This is a genomic window from Limnohabitans sp. Jir72 (assembly GCF_003063575.1).
In the GTDB taxonomy this organism is placed as follows: domain Bacteria; phylum Pseudomonadota; class Gammaproteobacteria; order Burkholderiales; family Burkholderiaceae_C; genus Limnohabitans_A.
In genome coordinates this window covers 20,573-37,625 of sequence record NZ_NESC01000003.1, presented here as the reverse complement: position 1 = coordinate 37,625, position 17,053 = coordinate 20,573, and the positions used below count along the sequence as shown (strand labels likewise).

The 17,053-nt window shown below is 60.5% G+C and carries 17 protein-coding genes; 16 read left to right on the top strand and 1 reads right to left on the bottom strand.

Annotated features, from left to right (window positions below):
* From B9Z52_RS04965 to B9Z52_RS04900, 14 genes are all read left to right on the top strand, one after another.
* On the top strand, nt 1-558 hold the full coding sequence (locus tag B9Z52_RS04965) for a DUF3305 domain-containing protein (protein WP_108412987.1): 558 nt from the start codon (nt 1-3) through the stop codon (nt 556-558).
* Nucleotides 555-1,193, top strand: coding sequence for a DUF3306 domain-containing protein (locus B9Z52_RS04960; protein WP_108412747.1), 639 nt, complete (start codon nt 555-557; stop codon nt 1,191-1,193). The genes B9Z52_RS04965 and B9Z52_RS04960 overlap by 4 nt, the downstream gene beginning before the upstream one ends.
* Nucleotides 1,120-3,246, top strand: a complete 2,127-nt coding sequence (locus tag B9Z52_RS04955) for a 4Fe-4S binding protein (RefSeq protein WP_199222040.1) — start codon at nt 1,120-1,122, stop codon at nt 3,244-3,246. Before B9Z52_RS04960 ends, B9Z52_RS04955 begins: the two co-directional genes overlap by 74 nt.
* 6 nt (nt 3,247-3,252) lie before the next feature.
* Entirely contained in the window at nt 3,253-3,888 is a 636-nt protein-coding gene (locus B9Z52_RS04950; protein WP_108412746.1) for a molecular chaperone, read from the top strand.
* A gap of 121 nt (nt 3,889-4,009) precedes the next feature.
* The gene (locus B9Z52_RS04945; protein ID WP_108412745.1) at nt 4,010-4,219 is read left to right on the top strand and encodes a formate dehydrogenase; all 210 of its coding nucleotides are present in this window, start codon (nt 4,010-4,012) and stop codon (nt 4,217-4,219) included.
* 48 nt (nt 4,220-4,267) lie between these two features.
* The gene (locus tag B9Z52_RS04940; protein ID WP_108412744.1) at nt 4,268-7,228 is read left to right on the top strand and encodes a formate dehydrogenase subunit alpha; all 2,961 of its coding nucleotides are present in this window, start codon (nt 4,268-4,270) and stop codon (nt 7,226-7,228) included.
* A 10-nt stretch (nt 7,229-7,238) separates the two neighbouring features.
* Nucleotides 7,239-7,841, top strand: coding sequence for a formate dehydrogenase FDH3 subunit beta (gene fdh3B, locus B9Z52_RS04935; protein ID WP_108412743.1), 603 nt, complete (start codon nt 7,239-7,241; stop codon nt 7,839-7,841).
* Nucleotides 7,842-7,843: 2 nt separating this feature from the next.
* Complete coding sequence (locus tag B9Z52_RS04930; protein ID WP_108412742.1) at nt 7,844-8,080, top strand: hypothetical protein; 237 nt, start codon at nt 7,844-7,846, stop codon at nt 8,078-8,080.
* Between the two features lie 18 nt (nt 8,081-8,098).
* Nucleotides 8,099-9,259: a formate dehydrogenase subunit gamma gene (locus B9Z52_RS04925; RefSeq protein ID WP_108412741.1), complete on the top strand. Its 1,161-nt coding sequence runs from the start codon at nt 8,099-8,101 to the stop codon at nt 9,257-9,259.
* 14 nt (nt 9,260-9,273) lie between these two features.
* Nucleotides 9,274-9,609 carry a hypothetical protein gene (locus B9Z52_RS04920; RefSeq protein WP_108412740.1) on the top strand — a complete coding sequence of 112 codons (336 nt, stop codon included), beginning with the start codon at nt 9,274-9,276 and terminating at the stop codon, nt 9,607-9,609.
* A 70-nt stretch (nt 9,610-9,679) separates the two neighbouring features.
* Entirely contained in the window at nt 9,680-10,564 is an 885-nt protein-coding gene (locus B9Z52_RS04915) for a formate dehydrogenase accessory sulfurtransferase FdhD (RefSeq protein WP_108412739.1), read from the top strand.
* A 130-nt stretch (nt 10,565-10,694) separates the two neighbouring features.
* On the top strand, nt 10,695-13,202 hold the full coding sequence (locus B9Z52_RS04910) for an ABC transporter permease (protein ID WP_233251820.1): 2,508 nt from the start codon (nt 10,695-10,697) through the stop codon (nt 13,200-13,202).
* Nucleotides 13,203-13,222: 20 nt separating this feature from the next.
* The gene (locus B9Z52_RS04905) at nt 13,223-13,627 is read left to right on the top strand and encodes a group II truncated hemoglobin (RefSeq protein WP_108412738.1); all 405 of its coding nucleotides are present in this window, start codon (nt 13,223-13,225) and stop codon (nt 13,625-13,627) included.
* 37 nt (nt 13,628-13,664) lie between these two features.
* Nucleotides 13,665-14,303 (top strand): Smr/MutS family protein, encoded by a 639-nt coding sequence (locus B9Z52_RS04900; protein WP_108412737.1) that lies wholly within the window; start codon nt 13,665-13,667, stop codon nt 14,301-14,303.
* Nucleotides 14,304-14,315: 12 nt separating this feature from the next.
* Here B9Z52_RS04900 and B9Z52_RS04895 read toward each other — a convergent pair whose 3' ends face one another.
* Nucleotides 14,316-15,143 carry a symmetrical bis(5'-nucleosyl)-tetraphosphatase gene (locus B9Z52_RS04895; RefSeq protein WP_108412984.1) on the bottom strand — a complete coding sequence of 276 codons (828 nt, stop codon included), beginning with the start codon at nt 15,141-15,143 and terminating at the stop codon, nt 14,316-14,318.
* Between the two features lie 117 nt (nt 15,144-15,260).
* Between B9Z52_RS04895 and B9Z52_RS04890 the strand changes: the two genes are divergently transcribed.
* Both B9Z52_RS04890 and B9Z52_RS04885 read left to right on the top strand, forming a co-directional pair.
* Nucleotides 15,261-16,550: a hemolysin family protein gene (locus B9Z52_RS04890; RefSeq protein ID WP_108412736.1), complete on the top strand. Its 1,290-nt coding sequence runs from the start codon at nt 15,261-15,263 to the stop codon at nt 16,548-16,550.
* 182 nt (nt 16,551-16,732) lie between these two features.
* Nucleotides 16,733-17,029: an H-NS family nucleoid-associated regulatory protein gene (locus tag B9Z52_RS04885; RefSeq protein WP_108412735.1), complete on the top strand. Its 297-nt coding sequence runs from the start codon at nt 16,733-16,735 to the stop codon at nt 17,027-17,029.
* The last annotated feature ends 24 nt before the right edge of the window (nt 17,030-17,053 follow it).

The window sequence follows — 17,053 nt, the reverse complement described above, 5'->3', positions numbered from 1 at the left end:
ATGAACACCCAAGCCCAAATTGATGTCGCTGTGCTGATGCGCCGCGAGCCGGTACAGGGCCCCATGGCCCGTTGGCAAAGTCACCGATGGGTGCTGGACGATGTGGTTTTGCAAGAGGCCAGTTTTGGCCAGACCGTGCGGTGCTTGCGTGAAACCCCCGATGCGTCGCAATGGCTTTACCCTCTTTGGCCGGTCCGTTTGTATCCCGATGATGCCGAAGGCTATTGGCTCAATGCCACATCGCCCACGCCGTGCTGGTTTGTCATGTGGCGCATGATCGATACCGAAGGCCAGGAAGCCCGTGCCGAACCGCAGGCCGTGAGCTTGAGTTACCACGATGCGGGCCGTTGGCTTGATGCCCAGGAAACGGTCGAGACCATTGCCGCACCCACAGACGTGGTGCAGTGGATCCGAGAATTTGCCGAGCACCATTACGTCCCTGAGGTCAAAAAACGCCAGCGCCCACAAAGCTTTCAGGGCTTGACCGATCGCTTTGGCCAACCTGCATCGGTCAGCACCACCGAAAAGCGCAAAGGCCCCGGAGGGCGTGGCGCATGAGTGACCATTTTTTGAGCCGCTGGTCGCGCCGCAAGCAAGAGGCGGCCAAAGGACTGCCTCTGCAAGAGCCCGAACCACTTGAAGCCCGGACCACCGCGGTAGCCGTGCAAGAGGTGACGGTGGCCACCCCGGTGGCCTGTGCAGTGCCAGAGCCCACGGCCCCAGCTGTGCCACTGCCCACGCTGGAGGACGCACAGGCCCTGACGCCAAGGTCTGAGTTCGGTGCCTACATGCAGCAAGGCGTGCCCGCAGAAGTGCGCAACCTCGCAGTGAAGAAATTGTTTGCCGATCCGCACTTCAATGTGATGGATGGTCTGGACATTTACATTGGCGACTACAACACCCCCGATCCTTTGCCTGCGGGCATGCTGCAAAAGATGGTCAGTGCCCAGTTCATGAATTTGGTGCCGCCAGAATCCTCAGAGCCCCACATGGCTGAGGGTGCATTGCCGCATGAAAACCCTGATTTGTGCAAGCAAGGCGAAGAAACAGCGCAGCTTGTGGCAAAGTCTGCGCCACCGCACGCCACAACGGCAGTGCCAGACTTGCCCTTGAGCGAACATGACGACCCTGATTTGCAACTGCAACCAAACCATTCCCTTACAAGCCCAGACCCTGGGCCAAGCGCTGGGTGAAGACTTAAAACAACACACCTCGCTGTGCCGCCGTGAGGCGGGTGATTTTCAACGTGCCGTGCAAAGCGGCCAGCCCGTGGTGGTGGCCTGCACGCAAGAAAAACGTTTGTTTTCCGAGCTGGCCGAGCAAACCGAAGGCGCCACCTCGCCGATCCGTTTTGTCAACATCCGTGAGACGGGTGGCTGGAGCCGTGAAGCCGCGCACGCCACCCCCAAAATGGCCGCTTTGCTGGCCGCAGCCCGTTTGCCAGAGCCTGAGCCGGTGGCCACCGTGACCTACAAAAGCGAAGGCCGCTTGCTGATTTTGGGCCCGATGGACCAAGCCGAGCGCGCAGCCGCCTTGCTGGCCGATGCGATGCAGGTCACCATTTGGTCCGAAGGTGCAGGCAACGCGGGCGGTGCCCAAGAGCGCCGCTACCCGGTCATGGCCGGGCGCTTGCAAAGCCTGACCGGCTGGCTCGGTGCCTTTGATGTGCGCTGGGACGCCAGCAACCCGATCGATCTGGACCTGTGCACCCGCTGTAACGCTTGCGTGGCCGCCTGCCCTGAGCAGGCCATTGGCTTGGACTACCAAATTGATATGTCGCGCTGCAGCTCGCACCGCGATTGCGTCAAGGCCTGCGATGCCGTTGGCGCCATCAATTTCATGCGCGAGCCGCAGTCGCAAAGTGCACGCTTTGATGTGGTGCTCGATCTGCGTGGCGCCAAGGCTTCCCCCACCTTCACTTCGCATGCCTTGCCCCAAGGCTATTTCCGCTGGGATGGGCAGGACCTGCAGACCTTGCTCAAGCTGCGCGAGCTGGTGGGCGAGTTTGAAAAGCCCCGCTTCTTTGCCTACAAACAAAAGCTGTGCGCGCACAGCCGCAACGAACAAGTGGGCTGCAATGCCTGCGTGGACATCTGTTCGGCCGAAGCGATCAGCTCGGACAAGGCGCGCCAGCAAATCAAGGTCAACCCCAACCTGTGTGTGGGCTGCGGTGCCTGCACCACGGCTTGCCCGACCGGGGCCTTGACTTACACTTACCCCCGCCCTGCCGAGCAGGGCGAGAAGATCCGCATGCTCTTGAGCACCTACCAGGCCGCAGGCGGCCGAGATGCTGCTTTGCTGTTGCACAGCCAAGACCAAGGCCAGGCCCTGATCGATGAGCTGGGCCGCGGTGCACAGCTCAAGGTCATGCAGGGCGTGCCCGCCCGCGTCATGCCCGTGGCCCTCTGGCACACCGCCAGCGTGGGGCTTGAGCTGTGGCTGTCGGCCGTGGCCTATGGTGCACGGCAAGTGTTGGTCATGCTGACCAACGAAGAAGCCCCCCAATACAAAACCGCGCTGATGGAACAAATGGCCGTGGCCCAAAGCCTGTTGAACGGTCTGGGCTACGACGGCGTGCACTTTGAACTGCTGCAAGTGGGCAACGCCGCCTCGCTCGACGCCGATCTCCAGCGCCTGTCTGGCCGAGCTGTCAAAGCCCCTGCAGGTCCGGCCCTGGCGGCGCGGCATGCGGTGCAGGCCGAAAAGCGCAGCAACCTCGAGCTGACCTTGGACCACCTGATGGCGCAAGCCCCGGTCATGGCGGCGCCGTCCCGCCCGGCGGCTTTGACCTTGCCAGCGGCGGGCTCACCGCTGGGCACCATCGTGGTCGACGCCAGCAAATGCACCCTGTGCATGAGTTGCGTGGGGGCCTGCCCTTCGGCTGCCTTGCAAGACAACCCGCAGCAGCCCGAGATCAAATTCATCGAGAAAAACTGCGTGCAGTGTGGCCTGTGTGCCACCACTTGCCCCGAGCAAGCCATCACCTTGCAGCCGCGCTTGTCCCTCTTGCCCGAACGCACGCAAGCGCGGGTGCTGCACAACAGCCCACCTTACGGTTGCATCCGCTGTGGCAAGCCCTTTGGCACCATCAAGGCCATCGAGACCATGCTCGGCCGCTTGGCCGGTCACAGCATGTTCCAGGGCCCGGCGCTGGAGCGCCTGAAGATGTGTGGCGATTGCCGTGTGGTGGACATGTTCACCGATGAAAACCAAGTCCGCATGGCGGGCGACAAACCCCTGAATTGATTTCCCATGAGCTCTGAATTGCACTTGTCCCATGCCAGCCACGCGCTGGACGAAGAAACCGCTCGGGCCGAAATTTACGGCTTGCTGTCTGTGCTGTTTTACCAGGCACCCTCGGCCGAGTTGTTGGCCCAATTGCAAGTGGCCGTGACAGAAGCGCCCGATGCTGGTGCCTTTCTTGAAGAGCCATGGCGCGAACTGGTGGCCAGCGCCCGGGCATTGACGGCCTCGCAGATCGAAGCCGAATACAACAGCTTGTTTGGCGGAGTGGGAAAGCCCGATGTGTACCTCTTTGGTTCGCACTACATGAGCGGCTTCTTGAACGAGAAGCCCTTGGCCCGTTTGCGTCAGGCGCTGGCTGAACTGGGCCTGGGCCGCAGCGAGACCATGCCCGAAACAGAAGACCATGTGGCCTACGTGTTCGAGGTCATGCGCTACTTGATCGCCGGTGAGGACGTGGCCGTGGCCAACCTCAGCCGCCAGCAAGACTTTTTTACACAGCATGTTTTGCCATGGGTGTTGCCCATGTGCCAGGCGATTGCAGCCCACCCACGGGCTGGGTTTTATGCGCATGTGGCGGCGTTGACGCAAGCGTTCATCGGGGTCGAGACGCAGGCGTTTGACCTTTTGGAGGGTTCCGCCTGAAATAAATTTCATCGTCGGTACCGGTTTTCCCTCATGGTTTTGCCCATTTCTGACACTAATATCAGAGATATGCAAAAGTTTGCCTAAGGGTGAACTGTTTTGTTTGGCCTAGGAGAAAACCATGCGTGATCAATCTTCCACTGTTTCCCGTCGCAGTCTGTTTGCAGGTGCCGCCACCGTTGGTGCTGTGGCCGCTGCTGCCAGCGTGTTGCCGACTGTGCTCAAGAACAATTTGCCTGCGGCCGTGCCTGAACTGCCCAAGCCCGAGCGCGGCGGCGGCTACTCGCTGAGCGAACACGTTCAGCAGTACTACAAAACCACCCGCATCTGACCTGGCTTCTCGCCGGTCTTTTATCTTTCCCCCCAGCTGGAGTCTTCCATGTTGTTGACCAAAAAGCAAAGCACCACCTCGGGTGCTGTCTCTTCTCCATTCATTCACAGCCTGCGCCGCGGTTTGTCGCAGGCCTTGCCTACATTGGACCGCCGCAGCTTTTTACGCCGCTCGGGTCTGGGCGTGGGCGTGGGCCTGGCCGCCTCGCAGCTGAGCCTGGTGCAAAAAGCCCATGCCGCAGCGGGCGTGGACAACATCGGCAAAGGCAAGGTCGAAGTCAAGCGCACCGTGTGCACCCACTGCTCGGTGGGCTGCGCAGTCGATGCCGTGGTTGAAAACGGCGTCTGGGTCCGCCAAGAAGCCGTCTTCGATTCGCCCATCAACTTGGGCGCACATTGCGCCAAGGGCGCCGCCCTGCGCGAGCACGGCCACGGCGAATACCGCCTGCGCTACCCCATGAAGCTGGTCAACGGCAAATACGAGCGCATCAGCTGGGACACGGCCCTGACCGAGATCAGCGCCAAGATGCTGGAGCTGAAAAAAGCCAGCGGTCCGGACAGCGTGTATTTCATCGGCTCGTCCAAGCACAACAACGAACAAGCCTATCTGCTGCGCAAGTTCGTGAGCTTCTGGGGCTCCAACAACTGTGACCATCAGGCCCGCATTTGCCACTCCACCACGGTGGCCGGTGTGGCCAACACCTGGGGTTATGGCGCCATGACCAACTCGTACAACGACATGCAAAACAGCAAGGTCGCTTTGTACATTGGCTCGAACGCCGCCGAAGCCCATCCCGTGTCGATGCTGCACATGCTGCACGCCAAGGAAAACGGCTGCAAGATGATCGTGGTCGATCCACGCTTCACCCGCACTGCCGCCAAAGCCGACGAGTACGTGCGCATCCGCTCAGGTACCGATATTCCTTTCCTGTTTGGTGTGCTGTACCACATCTTCAAAAACGGCTGGGAAGACAAAAAATACATCAACGACCGCGTTTACGGCATGGACGCGGTCAAGGCCGATGTCATGGCCAAGTGGACACCCGACAAGGTGGAAGAGGCCTGCGGCGTCAAAGAAGAGCAAGTCTTCAAGATCGCCAAGATGCTGCACGAGAACAACCCCGGCACCATCGTCTGGTGCATGGGCCAGACCCAGCACACGATTGGCAATGCCATCGTGCGCGCTTCCTGCATCTTGCAATTGGCTTTGGGCAACGTTGGCAAGTCCGGCGGCGGCACCAACATCTTCCGTGGTCACGACAACGTGCAAGGCGCGACCGACGTCGGCCCCAACCCCGACTCCTTGCCTGGCTACTACGGCTTGGCCGAAGGTTCTTGGAAACACTTTGCCAACGCCTGGGGTGTGGATTTCGAGTGGATCAAAAAGCAATTTGCCAGCCCCGCCATGATGGGCAAGAACGGCATCACCGTATCGCGTTGGATCGACGGTGTGCTCGAGAAAAACGAACTGATTGACCAAGACAGCAACCTGCGCGGCGTCTTCTATTGGGGCCATGCGCCCAACTCGCAGACCCGTGGTCTGGAGATGAAGCGCGCCATGGACAAGTTGGACTTGCTGGTGGTGGTGGACCCTTACCCATCGGCCACTGCCGCCATGGCCGCCATGCCCGGCAAGGCCGAAGACCTGAACCCCAACCGTGCCGTGTACCTCTTGCCTGCCGCCACACAGTTCGAGACCAGCGGATCGTGCACCGCGTCCAACCGCTCGTTGCAGTGGCGCGAGAAGGTCATTGATCCCCTGTGGGAAAGCCGCTCCGATCACATGATCATGCACCAGTTTGCAGAAAAGCTGGGCTTTGCTGCAGAGCTGTCCAAGAACTACAAGATGCAAAAAGTCAAAGGCATGGACGAGCCCATGCCCGAGGACATCCTGCGCGAAATCAACAAGTGCGTCTGGACCATTGGCTACACCGGCCAAAGCCCGGAGCGCCTGAAGGCCCACATGAGGAACATGCATCTGTTCGATGTGAAGACCTTGAAGGCCAAAGGCGGCAAGGACAAGGAAACCGGCTATGACTTCGGTGGTGATTACTTCGGCTTGCCCTGGCCTTGCTGGGGCACACCCGAGCTCAAGCACCCCGGCTCGCCCAACCTGTACGACACCTCCAAGCACGTCATGGACGGCGGCGGCAACTTCCGCGCGAACTTCGGTGTGGAGCGCGAAGGCAAGAGCCTGCTGGCCGAAGATGGTTCGCACTCCAAGGGTGCAGACATCACCACCGGTTACCCCGAGCTTGACCACATCTTGCTGAAAAAGCTGGGCTGGTGGGACGAGCTGACCGATGCCGAAAAAGCCAAGGCCGAAGGCAAGAACTGGAAGACCGACAATTCGGGCGGCATGATGCGCGTGTTCATGCAAAATCACGGCTGCCACCCTTTCGGCAATGCCAAGGCCCGCGCCGTGGTCTGGAACTTCCCCGACCCCATCCCGCAGCACCGCGAGCCTTTGTACGGCACGCGTCCTGACATGATGGCCAAGTACCCGACGCACGACGACAAGAAAGCGTTCTGGCGTCTGCCTACCCTGTACAAAACGGTGCAGGACAAGAACATCGCCGACAAGGCGCACGAGAAGTTCCCTCTCATCCTGACTTCTGGCCGGTTGGTCGAGTACGAAGGCGGTGGCGAGGAAACCCGCTCCAACCCATGGTTGGCTGAATTGCAGCAAGAAGCTTTTGTCGAGATCAACCCCAAGACGGCGGCAGATCGCAGCATCCGCAACGGCGACCGCGTCTGGCTGCTGGGTGCCACCGGTGCCCGCTTGAATGTGCAGGCCATGGTGACAGAGCGTGTGGACAGCGGCACCGTCTGGATGCCTTTCCACTTCTCGGGTCGCTGGCAAGGCGCTGACATGTTGGCGCACTACCCCAAAGGGGCAGCGCCCATCGTGCGTGGCGAAGCGGTCAACACCGCCACCACTTACGGTTATGACAGCGTCACCATGATGCAAGAGACCAAGACCACCATCTGCAACATCGAGAAGGCTTGAGGAGAACACGATGGCACGAATGAAATTCATCTGTGATGCAGAGCGCTGCATCGAATGCAATGGCTGCGTTACCGCTTGCAAGAACGAACACGAAGTCCCATGGGGCGTGAACCGTCGCCGTGTGGTTACCTTGAATGACGGCATTCCAGGTGAGAAATCCATCTCGGTGGCTTGCATGCACTGCTCGGATGCGCCTTGCATGGCGGTCTGCCCGGTCAACTGCTTTTACAAAACCGACGAAGGCGTGGTGCTGCACGACAAGGACATCTGCATTGGCTGCGGCTACTGCTCTTATGCCTGTCCGTTTGGCGCACCACAGTTCCCAAGCCAAGGCACCTTTGGTGTGCGTGGCAAGATGGACAAGTGCACCTTCTGCGCTGGCGGCCCCGAAGAGCATGGCAGCCAAGCCGAGTTCGACAAGTACGGCCGCAACCGCTTGGCCGAGGGCAAGCTGCCCGCCTGCGCCGAGATGTGCTCGACCAAGGCACTGCTGGCCGGTGACGGTGATGTGGTGTCTGAGATCTTCCGCAGCCGCGTGGTGCAGCGCGGCAAGGGTGCCGAGGTCTGGGGCTGGGGCACGGCATATGGCAACCAAGCCAAGCAAGGAGCTTGATCATGCGAAGCACTTTGATGTTTTCAGCGGCTGTGGCCGCTGTGTTGGCACTCTCGGCTTGCAGCGAAAAGCCGCAAGACAAGATGGGCATCCGAAGCGACCAACCCGCGCAAGCGGGCACCGGTGTGTCCGCCTTCACAGCGCCCGGTTGGACAGCCGGTGACCAGGCCAGCTGGTCCAACCACCTCAAGGCCCGTGCCAACTACGGCATGAACGATCACCAGCGCGCGCCCAAGTGAGCGCATGAGGAGTTCATCATGCGTCGTTTGATCATCACTTTAGGCCTGAGCTTGCTGACTCTGGGCGCCGCTGCGCAAGCAGTGGCTCCTGCGCCAGGGGCCGATGCGGCTGCCGGCGTCAAAAGCGCCAACATCTTCCAGATCGCGCCCGGTGCGGACGCTGACCCGAAGTACAAAGACCAGACCAATGCCGAGCGCAGGCAGGTCCAACCCGGCAACAACGCGCCCATGTGGCGTCAAGTGGGGCAGGGCGTGACCGGCTACAGCAGCTTGCCGCTGAGTCAGGCTCCGGAGGCGGGCAACCTGATCCAGAAATTTGTGCAGTACCCCGGCTCGCGCCTGACCAACGCCGGTGAAGCCTGGCGCCAAGTGCGCAACCGGTATCTGATCCCGTATGGAGGCTCCTTGCTGTTGATCGTGCTGGGCGCGATGGCCTTGTTTTACTGGCGCAAAGGCCCCATCGAGCTGCACGGTCAGGAAACCGGCCGCAAGATCGAACGTTTCACACCGTTTGAGCGCTCGGCCCACTGGGCCAACGCGATCGCGTTTTGTGCCCTCGCCATCTCGGGCATCGTCATGGCCTTTGGCAAGTTTTTCATCTTGCCTTTCATCGGCAGTGCCTTGTTCGGATGGCTGACGTATGCGCTGAAAAACATCCACAACTTTGCAGGTCCTCTGTTCGCAGTGTCTTTGGTGATCGTCATCGTCACGTTTGTGCGCGACAACATCCCCACCAAGGAGGATTTGACCTGGGTCCTCAAGGGGGGTGGTTTGATTTCGGGCACCGAAGTGCCTTCCCACCGCTTCAACGCGGGAGAGAAAATCCTCTTCTGGTCGGGTGTGTTCTTCCTGGGCTTCGTGGTGGTGGGCTCCGGCTTTGTGCTCGACAAAATCATCCCCGGCCTCGTCTACGAGCGCGGCACCATGCAAATCAGCCACATGGTGCATGCCGTGGCCACGTTCTTGATGATGACCATGTTCATGGGCCACATCTACATGGGCACCATTGGCATGCGCGGCGCTTACAGCGCCATGCGTGACGGCTATGTGGACGAAACCTGGGCCAAGGAACACCACGAACTGTGGTACGACGACATCCAGGCTGGCAAGATCCCGGCCAACCGTTCGACCCCCATCACGGCAGCATCGGCTGCCACCTCCAAGGCCGTATCGGCGTGAACAGGACCACCTCCATGAAAAAGACCCTGCTTGTTTTGTCTGCTTTGGCCCTGAGTTTGGGCGCTGCTGCCAAACTCCCCGCTCCCAGCGACGAAGCCAAAGCCAAAGCCGCTGAAGCGGCTGCCAAGACAGCCCACGGCAACAAAGTGGCTGACTTCCAGTTGTGCAAGTCCCGCGAGAAAGTCGCGGCACACTATTACAAAACGGCCAAGTCCACCGGTGCCAAAACCAATGCACCCACGGCCACGCCACCATGCGCAGACCCAGGTGCTTACAAGCCCGCTGAACAAGCGGCCGCTCCTGCAGCCGCTCCGGTTGCGCCAGCAGCTGCACCAGCCAAAAAAGGCTGATCTTTTTTCACAGCCTTACCAGCAATCCCCCGTCCTCACCGGCGGGGGATTTTTACGTTAGGCTCACACCATGTCTGCCGTTTTGACCGATATCACCGACACCCCTTTGCGCCTCAAACCCGCCTTGACGCACGCCCGCGCCTCGCTCACACGCACAGTGCAGGTTTGCAACGAGTTTGGTGAACATGCCGAAACGCAGATCCCGGCAGAGCGGGCCCTCACGATTTACCTCGACAAAAAAGAACTCGTCACCCTGATGACCCTGGGTGCCGAGCCCGAATGGTTGGTGCTGGGCTTCTTGCGCAACCAGCGCCTGATCGATTCGGTCGAGCAGATCGAGTCCATCACAGTGGACTGGACGATTGGCGAAGGTGAAACCGGCGAGCCGGGTGTAGCCGCCGTCAAGACACGTCCCGGCACCCACATCACCACCCAACGCAGCGCCGAGCGCGTGGTCACCACCGGCTGCGGTCAAGGCAGCGTTTTTGGCGACCTGATGGCCCACATCGACGACATCGCGCTGCCCGAAGCCCGCATCACGCAGGGCCAGCTGTACGCCTTGGTGAACGCCATCCGAGTGCAAGAGTCCACCTACAAGTCATCCGGCTCGGTGCACGGCTGCGCGCTCTTCCAGAACGACCAGATGCTCATGTTCGTCGAAGACGTGGGCCGCCACAACGCGGTGGACACCATCGCCGGCTGGATGTGGATGAACGACATCAGCGGCCAAGACAAAGTGTTCTACACCACAGGCCGCTTGACCAGCGAGATGGTCATCAAGTCCGCGCAAATGGGCGTGCCGATCGTGGTCTCGCGCAGCGGCATCACCCAAATGGGTCTGGACGTGGCCAAGCGCCTGGGCCTGTGCGCCATCGGCCGCGCCACCAACAAACGCTTCCTGTGCTTCAGCGCCCCCGAGCGCATGGTCTGGCAAACGGCACTGGCCAGCACCTGATTGTGGATTGCCACGTCGCTGCGCTCCTCGCAATGACGTTTTCTGTGTCACCGCGAGCGAAGCGTGGCGATCCAGCCCGCGCAATCCCGTTTCCGACCGGCGTGATTGCGATCTGCGGTAAGGTCAAGCCATGAACAAGCAAGGATGGATGCACGGATTGACCCTCGGCGCGCGCCAGTTGTGGCGCGACTTGCGAGCGGGTGAGTTGCGATTGTTGATGTTGTCGGTCGCTCTGGCCGTGGCCGCGCTCACGGCGGTGGGCTTTCTGGCCGACCGCCTGCAAAACGGCTTGTGGCGCGATGCGCGGCAGCTGCTCGGTGGCGATGCCGTGGTGGTCAGCGACCAGCCAACGCCCCCTGCTTTTGCACAGCAAGCCGCACGAAGGGGCCTCAAGACCAACACCAATGTGAGCTTTCCAACCATGGCCCGCGCCCTGCCTGAGCAAGGCGGTGCCAGCCGCTTGGTGGCCCTGAAGGCGGTCGAACCCGGTTACCCGCTGCGTGGCCGCCTCGAAGTGTCCTCAAGCCAGGCCGCCATCCCGCCTGCAGGCGAAGTCTGGGTGGACCCGGCCCTGCTCGACGCCCTGAACTTGCAAACCGGCCAGATATTGGGCCTGGGGGATCGCCAACTGCGCATCACCGCCACCATCGTGCGCGAGCCCGACAGGGGTGCGGGCTTCATGAGTTTTGCGCCCCGCGTCATGCTCAACGCCACTGACTTGCCGTCCACCGGCCTGGTGCAACCGGCCAGCCGCGTGACCTGGCGCATGGCCGTGGCCGGGCAGACCGCCGAGGCCGACCGCTTTGTGCAATGGGCCAAGACCGAGATCGACACCCGTGCTGTGCGCGGTGTGCAGATCGAGTCACTCGACACCGGCCGTCCCGAAATGCGCCAGACCCTGGACCGGGCATCCCAGTTCCTGAACTTGGTGGCCCTGCTGGCCGCCTTGTTGTGCGCGGTGGCGGTGGCCCTGGCCTCGCGCAGTTTTGCCGAACGGCAGCTCGACGCCTGTGCTTTGCTGCGGGTGCTGGGGCAAAGCCAGCGCACACTCACATTGAGCTACGGGCTGGAATTTCTGGGCGCAGGCCTGATCGCCAGTGCTTTGGGCGTGCTGATCGGCTACGGCGTGCACCTGGGCTTTGTCCTGTTGCTCGCGGGTTTGGTCGACACCCAACTGCCTGCAGCCACGGCATGGCCAGCGCTCATGGGCATGGGCATGGGGCTCACACTGCTGATCGCCTTTGGCTTGCCGCCCGTGCTGCAACTGGCCAAGGTGCCGCCGCTGCGCGTCATCCGGCGTGACCTTGGCGGACTGCAAACCCATTCTTGGCTGGTGCTGGCCATGGGCCTGACCGGTTTTGCCTTGACGCTGATCATGGTCAGCCGCAGCCTGACCTTGGGGCTCATCACCGTGAGCGGCTTTGCGGTGGCCTTGCTGGTGTTCGCGGGTTTGGCAGCCATGGCCTTGTGGCTCTTGCGCCGCACCGTGCCTGGTGAGCAGGCACCGCGCTGGCTGCGCTTGGCCACGCGGCAGGTGGCGGCGCGTCCAGTGTTTGCGGTGGTGCAGGTCAGCGCTTTGTCGGTCGGTTTGCTGGCGCTGGCCTTGCTGGTGCTCTTGCGCACCGACCTGGTCGCCAGCTGGCGGCAGGCCACACCGGCCAACGCGCCAGACCGCTTCGTCATCAATGTGCAGCCCGAACAAGCGAATGACTTTTTGGACAGCCTCCAGCGCGCAGGCGTGCAGTCGCCCGACTGGTTCCCCATGATCCGGGGCCGGCTGGTCGCCATCAACGGGCGCGATGTGGGGCCCAAGGACTACACGGCCGAACGTGCCAAACGCCTGATCGACCGTGAGATCAACCTTTCGCACAGCGCCAACTTGCCCGCGCACAACCCACTGACCGCGGGACGCTGGGTCAGCGGCGAAACCGATGGCCTGAGCGTCGAGCAAGGCATTGCCGACACCCTGGGCCTCAAGCTGGGCGACACCCTGCGCTTTGACATCGCCGGGCAAGCGCGTGAAGCGCGCATCACCTCGCTGCGCAAGGTGGACTGGGCCTCCATGCGGGCCAACTTCTTCATGCTGTTTCCGCTGGCGCAAATGCCCGACTTGCCCATGACTTACATGGCCGCGTTCCGCTCGCCCGAGGGCAGCGCAGGCTTTGACAACGCGCTGGTCAAGCAGTTTCCCAACATCACCAGCGTTGACATGCGCAGCACCCTGGCCCAAGTGCAGCGCGTGATGGACCAGGTCATCCGTGCGGTGGAGTATTTGTTCGGATTCACCTTGGCTGCAGGTGTGATGGTGCTGCTGGCCGCTGTGGGCGCCAGCCGCCAGGCGCGTGAACGCGAATACGCCATCATGCGGGCCTTGGGCGCCAGCCGCCATTTGCTGGCGCAAGTGCAGCGCACCGAACTGCTGGGCCTGGGCTGGCTGGCCGGCTTCATGGCCAGCGCCATGGCCTTGGCGCTCGGCTGGGCATTGGCCCGTTTCGCGTTTGAATTCGCTTGGGCACCGCCCCTGTGGGCACCGCTGGCAGGCGGTGCGCTGGGCGCCTTGCTGGCCTGGGCTGCTGGCAGCCTCAGCCTGTCGGGCGTGCTGCGCCAACCGGTGATGCAAACCTTGCGCGCCTCATAAGCGCGGCACAATACTTGTCTATGCAAATCGAAGAAAAACCACCGTTTGACACGCCCTTTGAATGGATGGGTGGCGAAGACCGCGTGCGCGCCTTGGTGGACCGCTTCTATGACCTGATGGACCTGGAGCCCGCTTACAAAGAGCTGCGCGCCGCACATGGCAGCACCTTGCAAGATGCTCGCGACAAACTGTCGTGGTTTTTGTGCGGCTGGCTCGGTGGGCCTGACCACTATGTGGAGCGCTTTGGCCACCCGCGCCTGCGCATGCGCCACATGCCGTTTTCCATCGGTATCCTTGAGCGCGACCAATGGCTGGACTGCATGGATCAGGCCATGGGCGAGACCGGGGTCGATCCGGTTCTGTGCGAACGCCTGAGCAAAAGCTTTTTCCAAACCGCCGACTGGATGCGCAACCGTGGCGCCTGAGCGCCCGATGCGCTGACCCACCCCATCAGGACCGCCGGTGAAAATCAACTCCCTGCAAGACCTCAAAAAGGTCCAGAAACAATTGGCCTTGGCGCACGAACAGGCCCAGGCCGAAGCCGCCGCACGCGCCGCCGCAGCGCGCCTGCGTGAGGCTGAAAGCAACCTCTTTGCGCGTGCCGTGGGCGTGGTCCAGCGCATGCCTGATCCAGTGCGTGCACCGGCGCCCAAAACGAATGTGGCGCCCGTGGCCAAGCAACGCCAAAAAGACGAAGAAGCCGTGCTGCGCGATGCCCTCAGCGACGAGTTCGATGCCAGTACCTTGCTCGACACCGACGACATGCTCAGCTTTCGCCGCCCCGGCATCGGGCGCGACGTGACGCACAAACTGCGCAAGGGCGATTGGGCCATCCAGCGCGAAGTCGATCTGCACGGCCTGCGCAGCGAAGAAGCCCGCGTGGTCTTGGCCGAATTCATCCGCAACGCCCACCGCCAGGGCTTGCGCTGCTTGCGTGTCGTGCACGGCAAAGGCCTGGGCTCGCCCGGCAAGACGCCTGTGCTCAAGTCCAAGGTGCACAGCTGGCTGGTGCAAAAAAACCAGGTCATGGCCTTTGTGCAAGCCAAACCCGCCGAGGGCGGGGCAGGGGCCTTGGTGGTGCTGCTCAAACCCGCAGGGTGATCGCCTAAAGATTCAGCCCACTTGTTGAGCCGGTGAGCACTTGACCTGAATCAACTCATGCCCTTCATTGCCACGCAAGCGCAAAGCGCTCAGGCAACCACCCCAAACGCAGCCTGTGTCCAGCGCCAGCACATCGGGACGGCCCAACCAACCGAGCGTGGACCAATGTCCGAAGGCGACGGGCACATGGGCGGTTTGTCTGCCAGGCACATCGAACCAGGGCATGAAGCCTTTGGGGGCAGCATTGGCAGCTTCTTTGGTTTTGAATTCCATGACGCCGTCAGTCGAACAAAAACGCAGACGTGTCAGTGCATTGACGATCACTCGCAGGCGGTCGTTGCCTTGCAGGTCTTCGCGCCAGGCTTCGGGCTGGTTGCCGTACATCTGGCGTAAAAAATCGGTCAATTGCGGGCCACACAAAACAGCCTCGAATTCGGCCGCCAGGGCCAATGTTTTGTCAACAGACCATGTCGGCAATACGCCCGCATGGACCATCAAGATGCCGTGTTCAAAAATGGCCATGCGCTGATGACGCAACCAATCGAGCATGGCGTTGCGGTCCGGGGCTTGCAACAAATCGTCCAAGGTGTCCAAGCGCTTGCTTGGGCTGCACCCTGCGGCCACAGCCAGCAGGTGCAGGTCATGGTTGCCCAGAACGCACTGCACCGACGATCCTATGGCCATCAGGCGTCGCAGAACCCCGGCCGAATCAGGCCCGCGATTGACAAGGTCACCCAGCACGTACAGCTGGTCGCGGCTGGGCGAGAAGGCCACTTGCTGTAGCAAGCGCTCTAACGCGCCATCGCAGCCCTGAATGTCACCGATCAAATAAACAGACATAAAAAACCTCTGGAGGTGATTGTGCTGGATTGCCGTGAGCCATGAATGTTGGGTGTTGTCCGAACGCAGCTGGGCGATCCAGTTGGGGTTGTTGCTCATCCTTGGCACAATGGTGGCATGGATTTTTTGTTGATTGCTTTCCTGACACTGCTCAATGGCCTGTTTGCCATGTCTGAATTGGCGCTTGCGGCCAGTCGCAAAGCGCGATTGGCCGTCATGGTCGAGGCAGGCGATAAAGGTGCACAAGCGGCACTTCAACTGCTCGACGAGCCAACGCAATTTTTGTCCACCGTGCAAGTGGGCATCACCTCAATTGGCGTGCTCAATGGTATTGTGGGCGAGGCAGCATTCAGTGCACCTTTGGCACAAGTGTTGACTGGGTGGGGGTTGAGTGCATCGGTGGCCAGCGTCAGCGCCACAGCCATTGTGGTCACACTCATCACCTTCACCACCATCATTTTTGGTGAACTGGTGCCTAAGCGCATTGGTCAGCTTTATCCCGAGGCCGTAGCCCGCAGGGTGGCGCGTCCCATGGCTTGGCTGGCCAAAGTGGCCGGACCCTTTGTGAAACTTCTTTCCTTGTCCACCCAAGGCACGCTCAAGCTCATGCGCATTGACAGCAAGGGCACCCAGGAAGTGACCGAAGAGGAAATTACGGCCAGTTTGGCCGAGGGGGTCAGCGCAGGGTTGATCGAGGCACATGAACACCAGATGGTGCGCAATGTGTTTCACCTGGACGATAGACCTTTGACGTCAATGATGACCCCTCGCGGTGATATTCAATGGATCGACGTCAGCCTTACCCCGCAGCAAGCCATTGAGCGCATCAACCAGATGCGCGTTGAAGGAAACCACTCTTGGTACCCAGTCTGTCGCGAAAATCTCGGACATGTGCAAGGTGTGATCAGCCTCTCGCAACTTCTGTCTTTGCCGTCTGATGAGGCGCGCACGCTGGAGCACCATGCTCAAACTGCCCATTTTGTGCCTGAAACACTGAGTGGCATGGAGTTGCTCGAGCAAATGCGCGATCAACCCAGCCGCATGCTGTTTGTGGTCGACGAATATGGCGAAGTACAAGGCCTCCTGACTCCGCTTGATTTGCTTGAAGCCATTACTGGCGAGCTCAAATCCGATGCACAAACCGAAGCTTGGGCAACGCAAAGGGCGGATGGCAGTTGGCTTCTTGAAGGTCTGATGCCTGTGAATGAACTCAAATCACGACTGAACATCAAAGACTTGCCAGCCGAAGACAAAGGTCGTTACAACACCTTGGCAGGTCTGATTTTGTATGTGCTGGGTCAATTGCCTGTGGTGGGACAATGCCTTGATTTGGATGAGTGGACTTTTGAAATCATTGACTTGGATGGACGTCGAATCGACAAGGTATTGGCCATCAATAGACCTTGATGCAGTTTGAATCCTTAACCGCTTATTTATCAATATTCAGATTGGCACAGCATTCCTTTTGATTGGGAATCCGCCGCTCGTATGAATTGTTCAGGTCTGGCGTTGATATATTTAGCCTGATTGAAAAAATATCGTCTGGATCGGTTATATTCAGGTGTCTTTATTTTTACTCAGGATTTGTCATGACCCAAAGCTACAAAGACCTGCTTCAGCAGCGTGAAGCCCTTGAGCAAGCCATTGCCGCAGCACGGCAACGCGAAATCTCCGAAGCCGTCGCCAAAGTGCGTGAATTGGTTGCCGAATTTGGTTTGACCGCTCAAGATATTTTCCCCGGCCGTGGCCCTAAAGCGGCTGCCAAGCCTGTCAGCAAAGTAGCGGCCAAATACCGTGATCCTGCCACCGGTCAAACATGGACTGGCCGAGGCAAAGCTCCTAAATGGATTGATGGTCAGGATCGCAACCAATTTGTGATTTCCTGAATATCAGTGGATTGGTTTTATTGA

Coding starts and splice junctions, on each gene's coding strand:
- B9Z52_RS04965 (WP_108412987.1), top strand. CDS start 1: ATGAACACCCAAGCCCAAATTGATGTCGCTGTGCTGATGCGCCGCGAG.
- B9Z52_RS04960 (WP_108412747.1), top strand. CDS start 555: ATGAGTGACCATTTTTTGAGCCGCTGGTCGCGCCGCAAGCAAGAGGCG.
- B9Z52_RS04955 (WP_199222040.1), top strand. CDS start 1,120: ATGACGACCCTGATTTGCAACTGCAACCAAACCATTCCCTTACAAGCC.
- B9Z52_RS04950 (WP_108412746.1), top strand. CDS start 3,253: ATGAGCTCTGAATTGCACTTGTCCCATGCCAGCCACGCGCTGGACGAA.
- B9Z52_RS04945 (WP_108412745.1), top strand. CDS start 4,010: ATGCGTGATCAATCTTCCACTGTTTCCCGTCGCAGTCTGTTTGCAGGT.
- B9Z52_RS04940 (WP_108412744.1), top strand. CDS start 4,268: ATGTTGTTGACCAAAAAGCAAAGCACCACCTCGGGTGCTGTCTCTTCT.
- fdh3B (WP_108412743.1), top strand. CDS start 7,239: ATGGCACGAATGAAATTCATCTGTGATGCAGAGCGCTGCATCGAATGC.
- B9Z52_RS04930 (WP_108412742.1), top strand. CDS start 7,844: ATGCGAAGCACTTTGATGTTTTCAGCGGCTGTGGCCGCTGTGTTGGCA.
- B9Z52_RS04925 (WP_108412741.1), top strand. CDS start 8,099: ATGCGTCGTTTGATCATCACTTTAGGCCTGAGCTTGCTGACTCTGGGC.
- B9Z52_RS04920 (WP_108412740.1), top strand. CDS start 9,274: ATGAAAAAGACCCTGCTTGTTTTGTCTGCTTTGGCCCTGAGTTTGGGC.
- B9Z52_RS04915 (WP_108412739.1), top strand. CDS start 9,680: ATGTCTGCCGTTTTGACCGATATCACCGACACCCCTTTGCGCCTCAAA.
- B9Z52_RS04910 (WP_233251820.1), top strand. CDS start 10,695: ATGAACAAGCAAGGATGGATGCACGGATTGACCCTCGGCGCGCGCCAG.
- B9Z52_RS04905 (WP_108412738.1), top strand. CDS start 13,223: ATGCAAATCGAAGAAAAACCACCGTTTGACACGCCCTTTGAATGGATG.
- B9Z52_RS04895 (WP_108412984.1), bottom strand. CDS start 15,143: ATGTCTGTTTATTTGATCGGTGACATTCAGGGCTGCGATGGCGCGTTA.
- B9Z52_RS04890 (WP_108412736.1), top strand. CDS start 15,261: ATGGATTTTTTGTTGATTGCTTTCCTGACACTGCTCAATGGCCTGTTT.
- B9Z52_RS04885 (WP_108412735.1), top strand. CDS start 16,733: ATGACCCAAAGCTACAAAGACCTGCTTCAGCAGCGTGAAGCCCTTGAG.